Origin of the sequence: Enterobacter sp. PL1 (assembly GCF_945957325.1) — a bacterium.
Lineage (GTDB): Bacteria > Pseudomonadota > Gammaproteobacteria > Enterobacterales > Enterobacteriaceae > Enterobacter > Enterobacter roggenkampii.
Window position 1 is genome coordinate 1 of sequence record NZ_CAMFKT010000021.1, and the last position, 20,471, is coordinate 20,471.

The 20,471-nt window shown below is 57.0% G+C and carries 18 protein-coding genes and 1 tRNA gene; 12 read left to right on the top strand and 7 right to left on the bottom strand.

Annotated elements, in window-relative coordinates:
• From N6P30_RS17815 to mgtE, 6 genes are all read left to right on the top strand, one after another.
• The coding region (locus tag N6P30_RS17815) for a porin OmpC (protein ID WP_260629962.1) at positions 1-990 on the top strand (990 nt) is incomplete at its 5' end.
• A 117-nt stretch (positions 991-1,107) separates the two neighbouring features.
• Positions 1,108-2,163: an FAD:protein FMN transferase ApbE gene (gene apbE, locus N6P30_RS17820; RefSeq protein ID WP_032663174.1), complete on the top strand. Its 1,056-nt coding sequence runs from the start codon at positions 1,108-1,110 to the stop codon at positions 2,161-2,163.
• Positions 2,164-2,235: 72 nt separating this feature from the next.
• Positions 2,236-3,294 carry a bifunctional DNA-binding transcriptional regulator/O6-methylguanine-DNA methyltransferase Ada gene (gene ada, locus N6P30_RS17825; protein ID WP_032663175.1) on the top strand — a complete coding sequence of 353 codons (1,059 nt, stop codon included), beginning with the start codon at positions 2,236-2,238 and terminating at the stop codon, positions 3,292-3,294.
• Positions 3,294-3,950 (top strand): DNA oxidative demethylase AlkB, encoded by a 657-nt coding sequence (gene alkB, locus N6P30_RS17830; RefSeq protein ID WP_032663176.1) that lies wholly within the window; start codon positions 3,294-3,296, stop codon positions 3,948-3,950. Before ada ends, alkB begins: the two co-directional genes overlap by 1 nt.
• Positions 3,951-4,019: 69 nt before the next feature.
• Positions 4,020-5,663, top strand: coding sequence for a multidrug ABC transporter permease/ATP-binding protein (locus tag N6P30_RS17835; protein WP_058673330.1), 1,644 nt, complete (start codon positions 4,020-4,022; stop codon positions 5,661-5,663).
• A 191-nt stretch (positions 5,664-5,854) separates the two neighbouring features.
• Positions 5,855-7,291 carry a magnesium transporter gene (mgtE, locus tag N6P30_RS17840; RefSeq protein ID WP_021241530.1) on the top strand — a complete coding sequence of 479 codons (1,437 nt, stop codon included), beginning with the start codon at positions 5,855-5,857 and terminating at the stop codon, positions 7,289-7,291.
• Here the strand turns inward: mgtE and N6P30_RS17845 are convergent.
• Positions 7,254-8,543: a SulP family inorganic anion transporter gene (locus N6P30_RS17845; protein ID WP_050488731.1), complete on the bottom strand. Its 1,290-nt coding sequence runs from the start codon at positions 8,541-8,543 to the stop codon at positions 7,254-7,256. The two genes, mgtE and N6P30_RS17845, sit on opposite strands and share 38 nt — an antisense overlap.
• A 187-nt stretch (positions 8,544-8,730) precedes the next feature.
• Between N6P30_RS17845 and mqo the strand changes: the two genes are divergently transcribed.
• Positions 8,731-10,380, top strand: coding sequence for a malate dehydrogenase (quinone) (mqo, locus tag N6P30_RS17850; protein WP_023325740.1), 1,650 nt, complete (start codon positions 8,731-8,733; stop codon positions 10,378-10,380).
• 93 nt (positions 10,381-10,473) lie between these two features.
• Here the strand turns inward: mqo and eco are convergent, their stop codons facing one another.
• Positions 10,474-10,977: a serine protease inhibitor ecotin gene (gene eco, locus N6P30_RS17855; protein ID WP_032652775.1), complete on the bottom strand. Its 504-nt coding sequence runs from the start codon at positions 10,975-10,977 to the stop codon at positions 10,474-10,476.
• Between the two features lie 209 nt (positions 10,978-11,186).
• Between eco and N6P30_RS17860 the strand changes: the two genes are divergently transcribed.
• Positions 11,187-11,447, top strand: a complete 261-nt coding sequence (locus N6P30_RS17860; protein ID WP_008500962.1) for a DUF2534 family protein — start codon at positions 11,187-11,189, stop codon at positions 11,445-11,447.
• Positions 11,448-11,571: 124 nt separating this feature from the next.
• Positions 11,572-12,759 carry an MFS transporter gene (locus tag N6P30_RS17865; protein WP_023294093.1) on the top strand — a complete coding sequence of 396 codons (1,188 nt, stop codon included), beginning with the start codon at positions 11,572-11,574 and terminating at the stop codon, positions 12,757-12,759.
• A gap of 37 nt (positions 12,760-12,796) precedes the next feature.
• Here N6P30_RS17865 and N6P30_RS17870 read toward each other — a convergent pair.
• The 3 genes from N6P30_RS17870 to N6P30_RS17880 all read right to left on the bottom strand — a co-directional run bounded on the left by N6P30_RS17870 (position 12,797) and on the right by N6P30_RS17880 (position 14,953).
• Positions 12,797-12,873 (bottom strand) — tRNA-Pro (locus tag N6P30_RS17870).
• A gap of 72 nt (positions 12,874-12,945) precedes the next feature.
• A complete protein-coding gene (gene yejM / locus N6P30_RS17875; RefSeq protein WP_032663177.1) occupies positions 12,946-14,706 on the bottom strand; it encodes an LPS biosynthesis-modulating metalloenzyme YejM in 1,761 nt (586 codons plus the stop codon).
• A gap of 19 nt (positions 14,707-14,725) precedes the next feature.
• On the bottom strand, positions 14,726-14,953 hold the full coding sequence (locus N6P30_RS17880) for a YejL family protein (protein WP_008500958.1): 228 nt from the start codon (positions 14,951-14,953) through the stop codon (positions 14,726-14,728).
• A 134-nt stretch (positions 14,954-15,087) separates the two neighbouring features.
• On the opposite strand from N6P30_RS17880, the gene yejK reads away from it, so the two are divergent.
• Complete coding sequence (gene yejK / locus N6P30_RS17885) at positions 15,088-16,095, top strand: nucleoid-associated protein YejK (RefSeq protein ID WP_008500957.1); 1,008 nt, start codon at positions 15,088-15,090, stop codon at positions 16,093-16,095.
• A 50-nt stretch (positions 16,096-16,145) separates the two neighbouring features.
• Here the strand turns inward: yejK and rplY are convergent, their stop codons facing one another.
• Positions 16,146-16,430: a 50S ribosomal protein L25 gene (gene rplY, locus N6P30_RS17890; RefSeq protein ID WP_008500956.1), complete on the bottom strand. Its 285-nt coding sequence runs from the start codon at positions 16,428-16,430 to the stop codon at positions 16,146-16,148.
• A gap of 125 nt (positions 16,431-16,555) precedes the next feature.
• A complete protein-coding gene (locus N6P30_RS17895; RefSeq protein WP_032663178.1) occupies positions 16,556-18,316 on the bottom strand; it encodes a DEAD/DEAH box helicase in 1,761 nt (586 codons plus the stop codon).
• 152 nt (positions 18,317-18,468) lie between these two features.
• Between N6P30_RS17895 and rsuA the strand changes: the two genes are divergently transcribed.
• Positions 18,469-19,176, top strand: a complete 708-nt coding sequence (rsuA, locus tag N6P30_RS17900; protein WP_154827303.1) for a 16S rRNA pseudouridine(516) synthase RsuA — start codon at positions 18,469-18,471, stop codon at positions 19,174-19,176.
• A gap of 15 nt (positions 19,177-19,191) precedes the next feature.
• On the top strand, positions 19,192-20,388 hold the full coding sequence (locus N6P30_RS17905) for a Bcr/CflA family multidrug efflux MFS transporter (protein ID WP_032663179.1): 1,197 nt from the start codon (positions 19,192-19,194) through the stop codon (positions 20,386-20,388).
• Positions 20,389-20,471: the final 83 nt, after the last annotated feature.

The following is a 20,471-nucleotide window of genomic DNA, read 5'->3' on the forward strand; positions in this document are numbered from 1 at the left end:
CTGTACGGCAAAGTCGATGGTCTGCACTATTTCTCCGATGACGATAGCGCAGATGGCGACCAGACCTACATGCGTCTTGGCTTTAAAGGCGAAACTCAGGTTAACGATCAGCTGACCGGTTACGGCCAGTGGGAATACCAGATTCAGGGTAACTCAGGTGAGAACGAAAACAACGCCTGGACCCGTGTGGCGTTTGCCGGTCTGAAATTTGGTGACGCGGGTTCTTTCGACTACGGTCGTAACTACGGTGTGGTTTACGATGTAACTTCCTGGACCGACGTTCTGCCAGAATTCGGCGGCGACACCTACGGTTCTGACAACTTCATGCAGCAGCGTGGTAACGGCTTTGCGACCTACCGTAACAGCGATTTCTTCGGCCTGGTTGATGGCCTGAACTTCGCTGTTCAGTATCAAGGTAAAAACGGTAGCGTAAGCGGTGAAGATCAGACTAACAACGGTCGTGAAGCACTGCGTCAGAACGGTGATGGCGTTGGCGGTTCTATCACTTATAACCTGGGCGAAGGCTTCGGTATTGGTACTGCCGTGTCCAGCTCTAAGCGCACCAGTTCCCAGAACGACATGGGCTTCGGTACTGGCGACCGTGCTGAAACCTACACCGGTGGTTTGAAATACGACGCGAACAACATCTACCTGGCTGCTCAGTATACCCAAACCTACAACGCGACTCGCGCAGGCGATCTGGGTTGGGCTAACAAAGCGCAGAACTTCGAAGTGGTTGCTCAGTACCAGTTTGACTTCGGCCTGCGTCCATCCGTGGCTTACCTGCAGTCTAAAGGCAAAGACATCGAAGGTTACGGCGATCAGGATCTGCTGAAATATGTTGATGTTGGGGCGACTTACTACTTCAACAAAAATATGTCCACCTACGTGGATTACAAAATCAACCTGGTTGATGAAAATGACTTCACCCGTCAGGCGGGTATCGGTACTGACGATATCGTCGCGCTGGGCCTGGTTTACCAGTTCTAATCGTGCCATCGTGTGACGTAAGGGGGCCTGATGGCTCCCTTTTTTTGTGCTTCTCAGATTCTCACAACGCGCCTGTTTTGGTGTACTCTTGCCGCCCTGGCATGAGGATAATAATGAATGGACATGACTTTTTTACGCGCCAGCTTTCTGGCTATGCTTTTTTTCCTGACCGCGTGTAACGATCCCGCGCCCGTGGCGAAAACCGACGCACCTGCCGCGACGGTGCTCGAAGGCAAAACGATGGGCACCTTCTGGCGCGTCAGCGTGATGAACCTCGATAAATCGCGCACGGATGAGCTTCGCGGCAAAATCCAGGCACAGCTGGACGCCGACGATCAGCTGCTGTCGACCTATAAAAATGACTCGGCGCTGATGCGCTTCAATCTTTCCACCAGTACCTCCCTGTGGCCGGTGAGCGAGGCGATGGCCGATATCGTGACCGAGGCAATGCGCGTAGGTTATAAAACCAACGGTGCGATGGATGTCACCGTCGGCCCTCTGGTGAACCTCTGGGGATTTGGCCCGAATAAACAGCCGGTGAAGACGCCCGAACAGGCGGTCGTTGATGACGCCCGCGCCCGGACCGGGCTACAGCATCTGACCGTCATCAACCAGTACGGGCAGCAGTACCTGCAAAAAGATATCCCCGATCTGTTTGTCGATCTGTCGACGGTCGGGGAAGGCTATGCGGCGGATCATCTTGCTGCACTGATGGCGCAGGAGGGGATTTCCCGTTATCTGGTCTCCGTGGGCGGCGCGTTGGTCAGTCGGGGCATGAACGCCAGCGATAAACCGTGGCGCGTGGCGATTCAAAAACCGACGGATCGGCAAAATGCCGTGCAGGCGATAGTGGATATCAACGGACATGGCATCAGCACTTCCGGAAGCTATCGCAACTATTATGAACTTGACGGGAAGCGTATTTCGCACGTGATTGATCCGCAGACCGGTCGCCCCATCACGCATAACCTGGTCTCGGTGACGGTCATTGCCCCCACCGCGCTCGAAGCGGATGCCTGGGATACCGGATTAATGGTTCTTGGCCCGGAAAAAGCCAAAGAGGTGGTCCGTCAGGAAGGGCTGGCGGTTTATATGATCACCAAAGAGGGCGACGGGTTTAAAACCTGGAGCTCGCCGCAGTTCAACAGTTTCCTGGTCAGCGACAAAAATTAAAAAGCAAGGTTGCGGGTTTTTTATCGGTGGCGCTCAGGCACGCTCTATGTATGCTTATACGAGGAGCCGATCATGAAAAACCCAACCTTCACTACCGATGAGGATCGCTGGCAGGCCGTGCTGGCCCGCGATCCGCTCGCTGACGATCAGTTTGTCTTCGCCGTGCAGACGACCGGTATTTTCTGCCGTCCGTCATGCCGCGCCCGCCACGCGCTGCGTAAAAATGTCCGCTTTTATCCCGATGCCCGGCACGCCGCTCAGGCGGGCTTTCGTCCGTGCAAGCGCTGCATGCCGGACAAGCGCGATCCGCAGGCGCAAAAGCTGGCAAAAGTGGAACACGCCTGCCGGCTTCTGGAGCAGGATCCTGCGCTAACTCTGGAGAGGCTGGCGGAGCAGGTTGCCATGAGTCCTTTCCATTTCCACCGCCTGTTTAAATCCGTGACCGGCATGACGCCAAAAGCCTGGCAGCAGGCGGCGCGGGGTCAGCGTCTGCGCACCGCGCTTGCGCAGGGAGACAAAATTACCGATGCCGTGCTGGCAGCGGGATTTCCCGACAGCAGCAGCTATTATCGTAAAGCCAACGATGCGTTGGGCATGACGGCGAAGCAGTACCGTAAAGGAGAGGTGGCCGTTCGGTATGCCATCGATGACTGTTCGTTAGGACGCTGTCTGGTCGCCGAAAGCGAGCGGGGGATCTGCGCGATTCTGCTGGGTGACACCGATGCTGAATTAACCGCAGAGCTTGCCACGCAATTTCCAAAAGCAACGCACGCGCCGCGGGACGACGCCTTCGTACAGCGGATCCATCAGGTCATTGCCAGTATTGATAACCGCGACGTACCGCTTGCGCTGCCGCTGGATATTCGCGGTACCGCGTTCCAGCAGCGCGTCTGGCAGGCCCTTCGCGCAATTCCCTGCGGTGAAACGGCAAGTTACCAGCAGGTGGCGCAGGCGATTGGTCAACCCGGTGCGGTACGCGCCGTAGCAGGCGCCTGTGCGGCAAACACGCTGGCGATTGTGATCCCCTGTCATCGGGTGGTTCGCAACGACGGTGCGCTGTCGGGCTATCGCTGGGGGACGGCGCGAAAAGCGCTATTACTGAAACGTGAGGCGAAATGCCGGGAGGAATAATGCTCGATCTTTTTGCGGATGCTGAACCCTGGCAGGAACCGCTTGCGCCAGGGGCGGTGATCCTGCGCCGCTTTGCTCTCTCCCGTGCGGAGGCATTGCTTGCCGGTATTGAAGAGGTGACGGCGGTTTCACCGTTTCGCCATATGGTGACGCCGGGCGGCTACACCATGTCGGTGGCCATGACCAACTGCGGCGAACTGGGCTGGGCGACAAACGAACGTGGGTATGTGTATGCTCCGAACGATCCCACGACAGGTCGGCCGTGGCCTCCCATGCCTGCGGTTTTCCAGGCACTTTGTCACGAGGCTGCCGTGGCGGCGGATTATCCTGACTTCCGTCCTGACGCCTGTCTGATCAACCGCTACGCCGTCGGGGCGAAGCTCTCGCTGCATCAGGACAAGGATGAGCCCGATCTGCGCGCGCCTATCGTTTCGGTATCGTTAGGCCTGCCCGTCGTCTTTCAGTTTGGGGGATTACGCCGCAACGATCCGCTCAAACGCATCATGCTGGAACATGGCGATGTGGTGGTGTGGGGCAGGGAATCGCGGCTTTACTATCACGGCATTCAGCCGCTGAAACCCGGCGTTCACCCCCTCACGGGCGAGTACCGCTTTAATCTGACCTTCCGTCAGGCGGGGATGCGTAAACTAAAATAAGAATTATTCTTGATGTCCGCGCAGGGCAGTTTACACTGCTCGCTGATTTTTATTGTCCGGATTGCCTGCATGCAACTACTTCTCCTTGTCTGGCGTCAGTACCGCTGGCCCTTCGTCGCCGTCATGGCGTTAAGCCTGGCCAGCGCCGCGCTGGGTATTGGCCTGATCGCGTTTATTAACGTGCGGTTGATTGAGATGGTCGACACCTCGCTCTCCGTATTGCCGGAGTTTCTCGGCCTGCTGCTGCTGTTGATGGCGGTTACGCTCGGCTCCCAGCTGGCGCTGACTGCGCTCGGCCACCATTTCGTTTTCCGTTTGCGCAGCGAGTTTATCAAGCGCATCCTGGACACTCAGGTCGAGCGCGTCGAGCAGCTCGGCAGCGCCTCCCTGCTGGCGGGGCTGACCAGCGACGTTCGCGCCATTACTATCGCGTTCGTTCGTCTGCCGGAGCTGGTGCAGGGGATCATTCTGACCTTCGGCTCGGCGGCCTATCTCGCCTGGCTCTCCAGCAAAATGCTGGCGGTGACTGCGCTGTGGATTGCCATCACCATCTGGGGCGGTTTTGTGCTGGTGTCCCGCGTCTATAAACACATGGCGGTGCTGCGCGAAACCGAAGATAAGCTCTATAACGACTACCAGACGGTACTGGAAGGGCGCAAAGAGCTCACCCTGAACCGCGAGCGCGCCGAGTACATCTTTAACCATCTCTATATTCCGGACGCGCGCGAGTACCGGCATCACATCATTCGCGCCGATACCTTCCACCTGAGCGCGGTGAACTGGTCAAACATTATGATGCTGGGCGCCATTGGCCTGGTATTCTGGATGGCGAACAGCCTGGGCTGGGCGGACACCGCCGTCGCGGCAACCTACTCACTGACGCTGCTGTTTTTGCGCACGCCGCTGCTCTCGGCGGTCGGCGCATTGCCCACCTTGCTGAGTGCGCAGGTGGCCTTTAATAAACTCAAAAAATTCGATCTCGCGCCGTTTAAGCCCGAATTCCCTCGCCCGCAGGCCTTCCCGAACTGGCAGACGCTCGAGCTGCGTAACGTCACGTTCCGCTATCAGGACAGCGCCTTCTCCGTGGGGCCGCTCAATCTGACGATCCGCCGCGGCGAGCTGCTGTTCCTGATTGGCGGCAACGGCAGCGGTAAATCGACGCTGGCGATGCTGCTCACCGGGCTTTATCAGCCGCAGTCGGGCGAGATTTTACTGGATGGCACGGCGCTGAGTGCGGAGAAGCCCGAGGATTACCGCAAGCTTTTCTCGGCGGTGTTCACCGACGTCTGGCTGTTTGATCGGCTGCTGGGGCCGGAAGGGCAGCAGGCCAATCCTGCGCTGGTGGAAAAATGGCTGGCGCACCTGCAGATGTCGCACAAGCTGGAACTTCAGGACGGCAAGATCCTTAACCTCAAACTCTCCAAAGGGCAGAAAAAACGCGTGGCGCTGCTGCTGGCGCTGGCGGAAGAGCGTGACATCATTCTGCTCGACGAGTGGGCGGCGGATCAGGACCCGCACTTCCGCCGCGAGTTTTATCAGGTGCTGCTGCCGCTGATGCAGGAGATGGGCAAAACCATTTTCGCCATCAGCCACGACGATCATTACTTTATTCACGCTGACCGCTTGCTGGAGATGCGCGACGGCAGGCTGAGCGAGCTGACCGGTGAAGCGCGCGATGCGGCCTCGCGTGACGCGGTGGCGCGCACGGCCTGATGCCCGTGTGCCGGGTGGCGGCTTCGCCTTACCCGGCCTGGGATTTTGTAGGCCCGTGCAAGCGTAGCGCTGCCGGGCACAATGATTTGCACGATATGTCGCTTTTTTCTCCATCCCGGCCCGTTGTTTATTCTTATTTACATATCCTCGCGCTATGCTTAATACCAACTTATTTCATGGATTTATGATTGATGTCGGTATTAAAGAAAAACAGCGCCAGGCAGCGTGACCAGGAACGTGCGCGACTGATCTGGCTTCTCACGACCGATAAAGCGGTCACGTCTACGCTATTAGGCAAACTGACCCTGGCTGAGCAATATGATGTCGGCACGTTAGCCGACGATATTGCTGAGGTAGGTGCGCTGGTTGCTCATCTCCCGCCGCCGGATCTGGCGGATACTCTGGAAGCGCTTCCCTCGGAAGAACGTCACGCCCTGTGGCGGCTGGTGCAGGATCACGAGCGCGGGCAGGTGCTGCTTGAGGCCTCCGAAAACGTCTGGGACGACCTGATCGACGAGATGAGCGACCGGGATATTCTCGACGCTCTGCAAACCCTGGATATCGACGAACAGATTTACCTGGTTCAACACCTGCCGCGAAACCTGACCGGCCGCCTGCTGGCGTCACTGCCTGCCGATGAACGCGCGCGCGTGCGTCAGGTGATGCATTACGAGAAAAACAGCGTCGGCGCGATTATGGAGTTCGGCGTGATCACGGTGCGCCCGGACGTGACGCTCGGCACCGTGCAGCGCTATCTGCGCCGCCTGGGCAAAATGCCGGATAACACCGATAAGCTGTTTGTCACCTCCCGGGATAAAACCCTGCTTGGCGAGCTGGAGCTGAAAACCATCCTGCTCAACAGCACCCAGCGGAAGGTGAGCGAGGTGATGGAAAACGAGCCGATGGTCTTCTCCCCGGAGGACGATGCGGAAAAAGCGGCGCGTACCTTCGAACGTGATGACCTCGTGAGTGCCGCCGTCGTGGACTCCGTCGGCAAACTGATGGGGCGTCTGACCATCGACGAGATCGTTGACGTCGTTTATGAAGAAACCGATAACGATCTGCGTGCGCTGGGGGGGATCAGCGCGGAAGATGACGTCCATGCCTCCGTCGGCAAGGCGGTGAAAACGCGCTGGGCGTGGCTGGCCATTAACCTGTGTACCGCGTTTATCGCCTCCCGCGTGATTGACGGCTTTGAACACACCATTTCGCAGCTGGTGGCGCTGGCCTCGCTGATGCCGATTGTGGCCGGGATTGGCGGCAACACCGGAAACCAGACCATTACCATGATCGTCCGCGCGCTGGCGCTGGAAAATATTCAGCCCGGCAACTTCGCCTTTCTGATCTTCAGAGAGATGGGCGTGGCGCTGATCAACGGCCTGGTGTGGGGCGGCATTATGGGCGGCATCACCTGGTGGCTGTATGACGATATGGCGCTAGGCGGCGTGATGATGCTGGCGATGGTGCTGAATCTGCTCGTGGCATCGATGATGGGCGTTATTATCCCGTTGACCATGACCAAACTGGGGCGCGACCCCGCGGTGGGGTCGAGCGTGATGATCACCGCCATCACCGATACCGGCGGTTTCTTTATTTTTCTTGGGCTGGCGACGATTTTTCTGCTTTAAGCCGACGCTTAATGCGGGCGGGAAGCAGCACCATGACGATAATCCCGCCCAGCACGCCAATCGCCAGATTGCCGGTTGATACCGTGGCGGCAACGGTGACCAGCATGACGACCGTTTCTGCAATCGGGGCCGTTTTCAGCGTGGCCGGCTGAAGGCTGTGCCAGCTGAAGGTTTTAACGGCGACGATCGCCATAATGCCCGCCAGCACCGCCATCGGGATGTTGGCCATCACGTCGCTGAGCGCCGTCACCAGGATCAGCAGCACGATGCCCGCAGCGAAGGTTGAAATGCGGCTTCGGCCTTTCCCCATCTCCACGTTAACGATGGTTTGTCCGATCATCGCGCAGCCCGCAATACCACCGTAAAATCCGGCCAGGATATTGCCGACGCCTAATCCAATGCTTTCGCGGCGTTTACTTGACGGCGTCGCGGTCAGCTCATCCACCAGCTTTGCGGTCAGCAGGGATTCCAGCAGGCCGACAAACGCGATGCTCAACGCGCACGGCCAGATTATGCTCAGCGTCTGTAGATTGAGGGGGACCAGAAGTTCGCTAAGACCCGGCAAGCCGCCTCTCATGGCGCCTTCATCGCCCACGGTCGGCAGGCTTTGCCCGGTCGAAACCGTAAACAAGGTTAACAGCACAATCGCAATCAGCGGGGAAGGGATGCTTTTGAAATAGCGCGGCACCCACAGCACGATCAGCACCGTCAGCACGAACAGGCCCACAATCAGCGGGCTTCGGCTCCAGAAATGCGGAACCTGAGCTATGAAGATCAAAATGCCGAGGGCGTTAACAAACCCGGTCATGACCGACTGGGGAATAAAGCGCATCAGCCTTGCCATGCCCAGCACGCCAAACAGAATCTGAATTACGCCAGCCATGAGCACGGCGGGAAGAATGTACTGTACGCCGTGCTGATGCACCATGGGTCCAATAACCAGCGCCACGGAACCGGCCGCGGCCGTGACCATCGCCGGGCGACCACCCAGCACGGACAGGGCAAGACACAGCACCACGGAAGCGATCAGGCTGACCTTCGGGTCAACGCCCGCCACGACGGAAAATGAGATGACCTCGGGGATCAGCGCCAGGGCGGTAATCACGCCAGCCAGCGTTTCACGCGTCAGCTGTTTAGGGGAACGCAGCACGCTGGCGACACGGTTTTCGGGAGAGACAGCAGAATGGGGTAGGGACATAACGTTTCGCTGGTTAGGGCAGGCTTCCGTGCGCGCGATCACAAAACGCAACATACTAGCCAGTTAAACCGCGCTTTACCAGACGCTTCGATAATTCCTCACAAACAATCCATCATTAAATTTCACAATTACAATAATTTCGTAACCTTTAAACAATATTTAAAAGTTGTTACCGTGCCCCCGCAGCTTGTTTCACCTGCAATTTCCACGCATCAAGCACTTTTACACTAAGGCATAAATTATGAAAAAAATGACTGCCATGCTCTTTTCTCTGGCCGTGGGGCTTAACACCGTCTCTATGGCGGCGAAAGCTGACGCACCAAAAGAGCAGGAAACGGACGTCCTTTTAATCGGTGGCGGTATCATGAGCGCCACGCTGGGAACCTATCTGCAAGAACTGCAGCCGGACTGGTCAATGACCATGGTCGAGCGCCTTGATGGCGTGGCGCAGGAGAGTTCGAACGGCTGGAACAACGCCGGTACCGGCCATTCGGCACTCATGGAACTGAACTATACGCCGCAGAAAAAGGACGGTTCCATTAGTATCGAGAAGGCGGTAGAGATCAACGAGGCGTTCCAGGTATCTCGTCAGTTCTGGTCTCACCAGGTCAACAGCGGCGTATTGCACGACCCGCACTCTTTCATCAACACCGTACCGCACATGAGCTTTGTGTGGGGCGAGCAGAACGTCAACTTCCTGCGCGCGCGCTACGCCGCACTGCAGCAGAGCACGCTGTTCCGCGGGATGAAATACTCTGAAGACCACGCGCAGATTAAAGAGTGGGCTCCGCTGGTCATGGAAGGTCGTGACCCGAACCAGAAAGTGGCGGCGACCCGTACCGAAATTGGTACCGACGTCAACTACGGTGAAATTACCCGTCAGCTGGTGACGTCCCTGAAGAAAAAAGAGAACTTCAACCTGCAGCTCAGCACCGAAGTGCGCGGTTTCAAGCGCAACGCGGATAACAGCTGGAGCGTGACCGTTGCCGATCTGAAAAACAACGAAGCCGAGCACGTCATCAAGGCGAAGTTTGTCTTTATCGGTGCGGGCGGTGCCGCGCTGAAGCTGCTGCAGGAGTCCGGCATTCCGGAGGCGGACGACTACGCGGGCTTCCCGGTGGGCGGTCAGTTCCTGGTGTCCGATAACCCGGAAGTGGTGAATCGTCATCTGGCAAAAGTGTACGGTCAGGCTTCCGTGGGCGCGCCGCCAATGTCTGTTCCGCACATCGATACCCGTATGCTTGACGGCAAACGCGTGGTGCTGTTTGGCCCGTTCGCGACCTTCTCCACTAAATTCCTGAAAAACGGCTCCCTGTGGGATCTGCTGAGCGCAACCACCACCTCTAACGTCAAGCCGATGATGGACGTGGGGCTGGATAACTTCGATCTGGTGAAATACCTGATTAGCCAGGTGATGCTCTCTGACGACGACCGTTTCGAAGCGCTGAAAGAGTACTACCCTGAGGCGAAGAAAGAAGACTGGCGTCTGTGGCAGGCGGGTCAGCGCGTGCAGATCATCAAGCGCGATCCGAAAGAGGGTGGCGTGCTGCGTCTGGGCACCGAAGTGGTGAGCGATAAGGACGGCACCATCGCCGCGCTGCTGGGTGCGTCACCGGGTGCGTCTACCGCTGCGCCAATCATGCTGCACCTGATGGAAAAAGTGTTTAAAGATAAAGTCGCCAGTCCGGAATGGCAGGCGAAGCTGAAGACCATTATTCCATCCTACGGCACGAAGCTGAACGGTAACGTGAGCGCGACGGAGCAGGAGCTGGAATACACCAGCCGCGTACTGCAGCTGCAGTACATCAAACCGCAGGCTGCGGATGCTGCGCCAAAAGCGGAGCTGAAGCCTCAGCCGGAAAACAAACCGGTTGCGGATATCGCGCTGTAAGGTAAAAAAGCCGGGTGGCACTGACGCCTACCCGGCCTATGGTCGGTGTTGTTTTGTAGGTCGGGTAAGGCGAAGCCGCCACCCGACTTAATTTCAACGTACGACAGCCTGCTCAATCTTCTCTTCAGCCTTCCACACGCGATACTTCACTTCCACATTTTCAGGCGTATAAACCACGATCGGCAACTTGCTGTTGTAGCGCAGCAGGCTGTTGTCGCCCAGATAGGCGGTCACAAATTTCTTCTCTTTCTTGCCATCCGGGCAGGCCATCATGGTGGAGACCGGAGAGGTGACTTTATCAAAGACGTAGTAGTCGTAACCCCAGCCTTCCAGCGTTTTGCTTTCCAGCTGACCACCCAGACGATGCTGGTTGCAGTCCACTTCCAGCGTCTTGCCAATTAACAGCTCCACTTTGTAGTTCGCTTCATCCTGCTGAACCGGAAGCTGAATCACCTGACGCGTCATCCCTTTATCCGCTTTCGGATACGGGGCGACTTTTTCCAGCGGCTGCGCTTTAGGTGTTTCGCTGGCGAAAGCGCTGGTGCTGACGCACGCGGCGGCGATGAGTGCGATGGCAAATTTAGGTGCGTTTTTCATTGTCATTCCTTTATGTCAAAACGATCCTGCACAGGTTAACATATCAACTATGAATGATTGGTGTTATTTACTTACATTTTCAATATGAATAGCGTAATAAACCACATATTTGCCATTTAAGTAGAGATTTGTACTGGCGTGGAGTCCGGCAGGCGTTTGTGTTATTTTAGACCCTCTATAATGTTATTCATCTGTAAAAGGGAAGAGAGATGGTTCGTGCAAAACTGAAAACGCCTGAAGGCCGCAAGTTCCTCCTGGCGCTGCTGGTCGTGTTTATGATTGCTGCCGCGTGCGTGGGGCGTGCCACGATTGTTGGCGTCATCGAACAGTACAACATTCCTCTCTCTGCCTGGACAACCAGCATGTATGTCCTGCAATCGGCGATGATCTTTGTCTACAGTCTGGTATTCACCGTTCTGTTGGCTATACCGCTGGGTATTTTTTTCCTGGGCGGACGTGAGAAGCACTAAGCACCGATTTGCGATAACTAAGCCATCCTGCGGGGTGGCTTTTTTTATGCCTGATAATTTTTATTCGCCTTTCCAGGATATTCTGTTGAGAGCACCTTTGTTTACAGAAAGCAGGAGAGGCTTAATGCAATCCCGGTTTGCCACGCTCCGCCAGATCCCAAAAGGTGTCTGGGTGGTCGGTGGAGTAAGTATGTTGATGGATATTTCTTCGGAGATCATTCACAGCCTGCTGCCATTGTTTATGGTCACGACGCTGGGCGCCAGCGTCATTTTCATTGGTTTGATCGAAGGCCTGGCTGAGGCCACTGCGCTGTTTATCAAGGTGTTTTCCGGCGCCATCAGTGACTATCTGGGCAAGCGTAAAGGACTGGCGGTTCTGGGCTACGGTCTTGGCGCGTTGAGTAAACCGTTGTTCGCTATCGCCTCATCTTCCGGCATGATTCTGGGGGCACGCTTAATCGACCGGGTCGGGAAGGGGATCCGGGGAGCGCCGCGCGATGCGCTGGTTGCTGACGTTACGCCGCCGGAACTTCGCGGCGCGGCCTTTGGGCTGCGTCAGTCGATGGACACCATCGGCGCATTTCTCGGGCCGCTGCTGGCCGTAGGATTGATGCTGCTGTGGAACGATGATTTCCGCACGATTTTCTGGATCGCGGTGATCCCCGGCGTGCTCGCCGTGGCGCTGCTTTTCTTCGGCCTGCATGAGCCGAAAACGCCCGTCGAACATAAACGCACGAACCCCATCAAAAAAGAGAACCTCAGGCGTCTCGGGAAAGGCTGCTGGTGGGTGATTGGTCTGGGGGCCATCTTCACGCTCGCACGCTTCAGTGAAGCCTTTCTTGTCCTGCGCGCACAGCAGTCGGGGGTGCCGCTGGCGCTGATCCCGCTGGTGATGGTGGCCATGAATCTGCTCTATTTCCTCTCAGCCTATCCGTTTGGCAAGTTATCGGACCGGATGAGCCACACCCGGCTACTGCAGTGGGGTCTGGTGATGCTGATTGGAGCAGATATTGTGCTGGCGCTGAGCACCCACTGGGCTGGAATGCTTCTGGGCGTTGCGCTTTGGGGAGTGCATATGGGGATGACGCAGGGGCTGCTGGCGGCAATGATCGCAAAAACGGCGCCTGCGGATCTGCGCGGTACCGCCTACGGCATTTTTAGTCTGGTCAGCGGCGTGGGATTGTTAGTCGCCAGCCTGGGCGCCGGGGCAATCTGGGAAACGTTTGGGGCGGAATATACGTTTTATGCCGGGGCGGTGATTTGTCTGGTAACGCTTGTGTACCTGCGCAAAACGCCGGACGAGGCGAAATAAAAAACCAGCCATAAGAGGCTGGTTTTCAATGTATTTTTGGTCGGCACGAGAGGATTTGAACCTCCGACCCCCGACACCCCATGACGGTGCGCTACCAGGCTGCGCTACGTGCCGACGCATAGAAAGAATACTACTCGATTCCGTTTTGAATGCAAGGAAATCCGTCGCTAACTGGTTTATTATTAATCAGTTAGCGACAAAACGCTTCTCATCCGTCAGGACCTGCAGCAGCAGGCTCAGCTGCGGTTTCTGGTCTTTTAGCCGCTCACCCTGCAGGTTATACGTCTGATAATTCCCGTTGCTGTTCAGCACCAGCGTCAGCTTCGGCGTGGTCACCACCAGCGTATTATTCCCTGCTGCCGTAACCCAGTTATGGCGGCGCGCGGCGCTGAAGAGATCCTGGCCCTGCGAATACTCGTTTGCCGGCGTGCTGACGTGCAGCAGGCGTTGCATCAGGGTGGTCATCACATCTTTATGCTCGGTAAGCATAGTGATGCGCTGCGCCGGGGTGCCCGGCCAGTGGATGACCAGCGGAACCTGCAGGTTAGGGCGTGACCAGCTCATGCTCTTCGCCTCGTCACCTAACGGGACGCCATGGCCTGCCGTCACGATCACCACGGTGTTGTCCAGCTTGCCGGACTCACGTAGCGCGTCAAGCACGCGGGCAATCTGCGCATCAACATCACCCGCCGCGCGGCCGTAGCGGCGCGCGAAATCACTCTTGTTGCTGTTAGCAAGCGTTGTGCCGTTAAAGGCAACCCATGAGAACCAGCGGTTATCTTCCTGGGCATAGCGCTGCAGCCAGTTTATCCATTGGCTGGCGGTCTGCGCATCGGACTGATTCTGTGCCGCCGGCAGTGAGAAATCAGACAGCAGCGCCTGGCGGTAGAGCGGGCTGTTAAAGCCATCGGATGAGAACAACCCTAACTGATAGCCCTGCTGATTCAGCCCGGTGATCAGCGCCGCAGGCGTGCGGGTAGAGAGTACGCCGTCCATGTATCCGGCTGAAATGCCATAGAAGAGGCCAAAGATGCCCGCGTCGGTTGTGTTACCGGAGCTCATGTGCTGAGTAAACGTGACGTTTTGACTCGCGAAATCGGCCAGGGCTGGCATCTGCTTCTCATAACGGGAATAGTTCAGGCCGTCGACGGTGATGAGCAGGACGTTTTGCCCGCGGCCCATATCGCGATAGCGCAGGTCGCTCAGCGGATACTGCACGCTGACGGCTTCCGGGTTACCCTGCTCGATAAGGCGGCGCTGGTACTCCTGCGCATCAAGCAGGCCATGTTTCTCGAGGAAGCGACGGGCCGTCATCGGGTACGAGAGCGGCAGGTTCGCGCGCTGCATGGTAATAGGACGATAGAAGTTCGCATCCGCCCAGATATACATGATGTGCGAACTGATAAAGGAGACGAAGAAGAGCGCGGCGACGGGCTTCGCGTAATGGCGTCGGCGGGTCAGGCTACGCAGTTTTTGCCAGCTCCAGGTGGCAAACAGCATCTCAATCAACAGGATCACCGGGACGCTGATAAACATCAGCTGCCAGTCGCGGGCCGTTTCGTTCTGGTCGGGGTTAATCACCAGCTCCCAGACGATGGGGTTGAGATGCAGGTGGAAGCGGGTGAACACTTCACTGTCGATAAGCAGCAGCGTCATCCCCACCGTCGCAAGGATGGCGGACAAGAATCGCATCAGGCGCTGCGACATGACGATAAACGTCAGGGGGAACAGGATCAGCAGATAGGTGGCGAAAACCAAAAAGCTAAAGTGACCGACAACGCTTATCCAGGAGTAGATACGCCCGGTGAGCGTTGTTGGCCAGTCTGCGACAAACAGATAACGACAGCCAATGACCGTCGCCAGCAGAATGTTGAACAGGGCAAACCAGTGCCCCCAGCTGACCATCTGGGAGACTTTTTCACGGTAGCGCTGACGATTCGTCACCATAAACTGTTGTTCGTATCCCTTAATGGGCCGGGTCGTTGCTGACGGACGACTGTAAAGCCTGGGCGAAAGATTTTGCGATCGCCTGACGCTGAGCCGGAGCAACGCTGGTGTTAATCAGGTTGGTGACCATATTTCCCAAAACCATCAGGGAGAGATCGGTCGGCGTTTTATGTTTTTCCAGTACGTTGACCAGCTCACTGAGCAGTTGTTCAACGTGTTCATCACTGTAGCGGGAATGTTGTGGCATAAATCAAAATCAGTTTGTTGATGAAAGGGCAACATATTACCGTAGCAACAGCTTTTTTTCCCCTTTTTTATCTGTTGTTGCACACATGTCCTGGTGGTGGTTGAATACCGCCCGGTCTAAAAGGAGAGTTTATCATGAGTCTGGAAATCAACCAGATTGCCCTGCACCAGCTTATCAAGCGCGATGAGCAAACCCTTGAAGTGGTGCTACGCGATTCGTTACTGGAACCTACGGCGACCGTTGTGGAGATGATGGCAGAGCTGCATCGCGTCTACAGCGCCAAAAATAAAGCCTATGGGCTGTTCAGCGAAGAGAGTGAACTGGCCGATAGCCTGCGCCTGCAGCGCCAGGGTGAAGAGGATTTCCTGGCGTTTAGCCGTGCGGCAACCGGGCGTCTGCGCGACGAGCTGGCGAAATACCCGTTCGCCGACGGCGGGATCGTGCTGTTCTGCCACTACCGCTACCTGGCGGTCGAGTATCTGCTGGTTACCGTGCTGAACAACTTAAGCAGCATGCGCGTGAACGAGCAGTTGGATATCAGCTCAACGCACTATCTGGACATAAACCATGCGGATATCGTGGCGCGTATAGATTTGACCGAGTGGGAAACCAACCCGGAGTCGACCCGCTACCTGACTTTCCTGAAGGGACGCGTGGGCCGCAAAGTGGCGGATTTCTTCATGGACTTCCTCGGTGCCAGTGAAGGGCTTAACGCCAAAGCGCAGAACAAAGGGCTGCTCCAGGCGGTTGACGATTTCACAGCCGAAGCGCAGCTTGATAAATCTGAGCGCCAGACGGTGCGCCAGCAGGTTTACAGCTACTGCAACGAACAGCTGCAGGCTGGGGAAGAGATTGAGCTGGAGTCGCTGTCAAAAGAGTTGGCGGGCGTCAGCGAAGTCAGCTTCCAGGAATTTACCGCAGAGAAGGGCTATGAGCTTGAAGAGAGCTTCCCGGCGGATCGCAGCACGCTGCGTCAGTTAACCAAGTTTGCCGGCAGCGGCGGCGGGTTAACCATCAACTTTGATGCGATGCTGCTGGGGGAACGAATCTTCTGGGATCCGGCCACCGATACGCTGACCATTAAAGGTACGCCGCCGAATCTGCGCGATCAGCTTCAGCGCCGCACCTCGGGCGGTAAATAACAGGCACAAAAAACCCCGCAGAAGCGGGGTTTTTTTCGACAGGTTTGCGATTACGCGCGAACGAAGTCGATGTGAGTCAGTTTTGGCTTGAACGCGTGACGCTGAACAGCCTGAACTTTCACTTTTTCTTCTTTACCGCCAACAACGATGGTCAGAACTTCGCTGTAGAATTCAGCTTTGGTCTGCAGGTTCCACAGTTTGTCGTGATCCAGTTCGATTGCAACTGGAGCAGCTTCGCCACCGTAAACGATAGCCGGGAACTTGTTAGCGGTACGCAGGCGGCGGCTCGCACCCTTACCCTGCACGTTACGTACTTCTGCTTCGATAGTGAACATTGATTTCTCTCTGTATTTAAAACCCTACTACAGGCGACCCAGCAGCAGGTGAGTGTTCTGCCTCACGGATGTGAAGCGGGCGGCATTTTATACTCAAATGTCCCTCACATCAATGAAAAGTCCCGCTAACCGCGCAATTCGTTGGCGCGACGGAAGCGACCTTCGTAGTCAAAGAGCTTCTCGCGCACCTGCCAGTACTGGCCTTTCTTACGGGCGACGACAAAATCCGGATGGCGCAACAGCACCTGCTGGCGCACGATATCGGCCACGGTGATCCAGCGCAGGGGCACGCCCGGGGTGCGGGTGTGCGGGCGAATAAACAGCTGTTCGAAGGCCGTTCGCTGGGCAGGCGTCTGGACCCGGAAGCGCTCGCTGACGTCCGCCCCGTCCTCGTCGTAATAGGTGATTTTCAGCCATTCGCCTTTTTCATCCGCGCCGGGCTGCAGCGCCATGCCGGAACAGCGCAGCACCAGCGCATCTTTCAGCTTTAGCGCCGCTTTCAGCATGTCGTCCGGGTCAACCAGCACCGTGTCGCACTCCCGACAGCGGCGAGCGGCAATGTCATTTTCGGCGTTGCACTGCGGGCAGTTTTTAAAGCGGAAACGAAAATCGCACTGCTCGCGATGCCCGTCATCATCTTCAAACCAGCCCTGACAGCGGCGGCCAAAATGTTCGATCAGCGTGCCGTCGGCGGTGGTTTTGCCCCAGAAGGTGTTGGCAAACCCGCAGGCAGGGCAAAAGACCTGCACGGGCACGTTGTCGCTTTTCCCTTTTGGCGCGCCGACCTCAGGCGTATAGAGATCGTGCGGGTTACCGGCATAATCCAGAATCAGGCAGTCGGTTTTCCCCGGCGCCAGACGCAGGCCGCGGCCAACAATTTGCTGATACAGACTGACCGATTCGGTCGGGCGCAAAATAGCGATCAGGTCAACGTGCGGGGCGTCAAAGCCGGTGGTCAACACCGACACGTTAACCAGATAGCGGAACTGCTGGGCTTTAAAGGCTTCAATCAGGCGGTCGCGCTCCGGGCCGGGCGTCTCGCCGGTGATGAGCGCCGCGTCGCCGGAGGGCAGTAACCCGGTGATTTCGCGCGCGTGCTCAACGGTGGCGGCAAAGATCATCACCCCTTTGCGCGTCGCGGCGAACTCCTCAATCTGGCTGATGATATGCGGCGTAATGCGCTTTTGCTTTTTCAGCTCCTGGTTAAGATCCGCTTCGCTGAATAACCCGTTGCTCTGCGCCTGCAGGCGGCTGAAATCGTACTGCACCACCGGCATATCCAGCCGTTCAGGTGGCGTCAGGTAGCCATGTTTAATCATGTAGCGCAGCGGAAGCTCGTAGATGCAGTCGCTAAACAGGGCCTTGTCATCGCCGCGCACCATGCCGTGATAATGGTAACGATAGATCCAGCCTTTACCCAGACGAAACGGGGTCGCCGTCAGGCCCAGCAGGCGCAGGTGAGGGTTCACGTCTTTCAGGTGCGTCAGGATTTGCTGATACTGGCTGTCGTCGTCATCGCTGATGCGGTGACACTCGTCGACAATCAGCAGCGAAAATTCGCTGCGAAACAGATCCAGATTGCGGGCCACCGACTGCACGCTGCCAAACACCACCTTGCCGTGGCTCTCTTTACGCTTTAGACCGGCGGCGAAAATGTCGGCTTCCAGTCCAAGTGCACAATACTTGGCATGGTTTTGCGCGACGAGCTCTTTAACGTGCGCCAGCACCAGCACGCGGCCGCGGGCCAGACGCGCCAGTTCGGCAATGACCAGGCTTTTGCCTGCACCGGTCGGGAGCACAATCGCCGCCGGCTCGCGATGTTTACGGAACCAGGCGAGGGTGGCGTCAACGGCTTCCTGCTGATAGGGACGAAGTGTAAAAGTCATGGGGTCTCGGTTTCGTTATTCCGCACATAGTATGCCACGAAACTTTTTCCCTTGAGTGGCGCAACCAGACCATTATACTGAACCGTTCCAGACTGCTTCTATTTTCGGACCTGTTGTCCGACTTCCTGCACCATTAAGGCTAAAAAGATTTCATGCGACTTGATAAGTTTATCGCTCAGCAACTCGGCGTAAGCCGCGCTATTGCCGGGCGCGAAATTCGCGCCAGCCGCGTTACCGTGGATGGCGACATTGTGAGAGACAGCGCGTTCAAACTGCAACCTGACCATCAGGTGGAGTATGACGGCAATCCGCTGACCCAGCAGCACGGTCCTCGCTACTTCATGCTCAATAAGCCGGAAGGCTACGTCTGCTCAACGGACGATCCGGATCACCCGACGGTGCTCTATTTCCTCGACGAACCGGTGGCGCACAAGCTGCATGCCGCAGGCCGCCTCGATATCGACACCACCGGTCTGGTGCTGATGACCGACGACGGTCAGTGGTCGCATCGCATCACCTCTCCACGCCACCACTGCGAGAAAACCTATTTCGTGACGCTGGAGTCACCGGTGTCGGATGACACGGCTGAGCACTTCGCGAAAGGCGTGCAGCTGCATAATGAAAAAGATCTGACCAAACCGGCGGTGCTTGAAGTCATCACCCCGACGGAGGTCCGTCTGACCATCAGCGAAGGGCGCTACCATCAGGTGAAACGTATGTTTGCCGCGGTGGGGAACCACGTTGTAGGCCTGCATCGCGAACGGATTGGTGCGATTGAACTCGATCCCGACCTTGCGCCAGGCGAATACCGTCCGTTAAAGGAAGAAGAGATCGCCAGCGTCGGTCTGCCTTCGCACTAATTTCAGGAGAACCCTGTGACCACCAGGCCACACTCGTCGTTCAAAATCGTCTTCATTCTTGGCCTGCTGGCCATGCTGATGCCGCTGTCTATTGATATGTACCTGCCTGCGCTGCCGGTCATTTCCGCGCAGTTTGGCGTCCCGGCGGGCAGCGCGCAGATGACGCTCAGCACCTATATTCTCGGCTTTGCCCTCGGCCAGCTGTTTTATGGCCCGATGGCGGACAGCCTTGGACGCAAGCCCGTCATTCTGGGCGGGACGCTGGTCTTTGCGGCCGCAGCGGTTGCCTGTGCGCTGGCCCAGACCATCGATCATTTGATCATCATGCGTTTCTTCCACGGTCTGGCGGCGGCAGCGGCAAGCGTGGTGATTAACGCCCTGATGCGCGATATCTACCCGAAGGAAGAGTTCTCCCGCATGATGTCGTTCGTGATGCTGGTGACGACGATTGCGCCGCTGGTGGCGCCAATGGCGGGTGGTGCGGTGCTGGTGTGGTTCAGCTGGCATGTGATTTTCTGGATCCTGGCCCTGGCCGCGCTGCTGGCCTCGGCAATGATCTTCTTCTTTATAGATGAAACGCTTCCCGTCGAGCGCCGCCAGAAGTTTCACATCCGTACCACCATCGGCAACTTTGCCTCGCTGTTTCGCCACAAGCGCGTGCTCAGCTATATGCTGGCAAGCGGGTTCAGCTTTGCCGGAATGTTCTCTTTCCTGAGCGCCGGGCCGTTTGTCTACATCGAGCTTAACCACGTGTCGCCGCAGCACTTCGGCTATTACTTTGCGCTTAACATCGTCTTCCTGTTCATCATGACCATCATCAACAGCCGCTTTGTCCGGCGGGTGGGGGCGCTGAACATGTTTCGCGCGGGGCTGTGGATCCAGTTTGTGATGGCGATCTTGCTGGTGGTGAGCGCGTTTCTGGGCGTGGGCTTCTGGGCGCTGGTGGTCGGCGTAGCGGCCTTTGTCGGCTGCGTGTCGATGGTGTCGTCCAATGCGATGGCGGTGATTCTGGATGAGTTCCCGCACATGGCGGGGACCGCCTCTTCCCTGGCGGGGACGTTCCGCTTCGGCATCGGCGCTATCGTTGGCGCGTTGCTTTCTATGGCCACCTTTACGACGGCATGGCCCATGCTGTGGGCCATGGCTTTTTGCGCAACCAGCTCGATACTCTTCTATCTTTACGCCAGTCGACCGCGAAAAGCGGCCCACTAAAACACAGAGAAGGCCCGGCAGGGCCTTTTTTGTTGATGCATATCAACCAAACCCCCGTTCGTTTATGCCGTGTTTGTTTATTT

Bases quoted from the DNA above. Each gene is read 5' to 3' on its own strand.
- apbE (WP_032663174.1), top strand. From the start codon at position 1,108: ATGGACATGACTTTTTTACGCGCCAGCTTTCTGGCTATGCTTTTTTTC.
- ada (WP_032663175.1), top strand. From the start codon at position 2,236: ATGAAAAACCCAACCTTCACTACCGATGAGGATCGCTGGCAGGCCGTG.
- alkB (WP_032663176.1), top strand. From the start codon at position 3,294: ATGCTCGATCTTTTTGCGGATGCTGAACCCTGGCAGGAACCGCTTGCG.
- N6P30_RS17835 (WP_058673330.1), top strand. From the start codon at position 4,020: ATGCAACTACTTCTCCTTGTCTGGCGTCAGTACCGCTGGCCCTTCGTC.
- mgtE (WP_021241530.1), top strand. From the start codon at position 5,855: ATGTCGGTATTAAAGAAAAACAGCGCCAGGCAGCGTGACCAGGAACGT.
- N6P30_RS17845 (WP_050488731.1), bottom strand. From the start codon at position 8,543: ATGTTGCGTTTTGTGATCGCGCGCACGGAAGCCTGCCCTAACCAGCGA.
- mqo (WP_023325740.1), top strand. From the start codon at position 8,731: ATGAAAAAAATGACTGCCATGCTCTTTTCTCTGGCCGTGGGGCTTAAC.
- eco (WP_032652775.1), bottom strand. From the start codon at position 10,977: ATGAAAAACGCACCTAAATTTGCCATCGCACTCATCGCCGCCGCGTGC.
- N6P30_RS17860 (WP_008500962.1), top strand. From the start codon at position 11,187: ATGGTTCGTGCAAAACTGAAAACGCCTGAAGGCCGCAAGTTCCTCCTG.
- N6P30_RS17865 (WP_023294093.1), top strand. From the start codon at position 11,572: ATGCAATCCCGGTTTGCCACGCTCCGCCAGATCCCAAAAGGTGTCTGG.
- yejM (WP_032663177.1), bottom strand. From the start codon at position 14,706: ATGGTGACGAATCGTCAGCGCTACCGTGAAAAAGTCTCCCAGATGGTC.
- N6P30_RS17880 (WP_008500958.1), bottom strand. From the start codon at position 14,953: ATGCCACAACATTCCCGCTACAGTGATGAACACGTTGAACAACTGCTC.
- yejK (WP_008500957.1), top strand. From the start codon at position 15,088: ATGAGTCTGGAAATCAACCAGATTGCCCTGCACCAGCTTATCAAGCGC.
- rplY (WP_008500956.1), bottom strand. From the start codon at position 16,430: ATGTTCACTATCGAAGCAGAAGTACGTAACGTGCAGGGTAAGGGTGCG.
- N6P30_RS17895 (WP_032663178.1), bottom strand. From the start codon at position 18,316: ATGACTTTTACACTTCGTCCCTATCAGCAGGAAGCCGTTGACGCCACC.
- rsuA (WP_154827303.1), top strand. From the start codon at position 18,469: ATGCGACTTGATAAGTTTATCGCTCAGCAACTCGGCGTAAGCCGCGCT.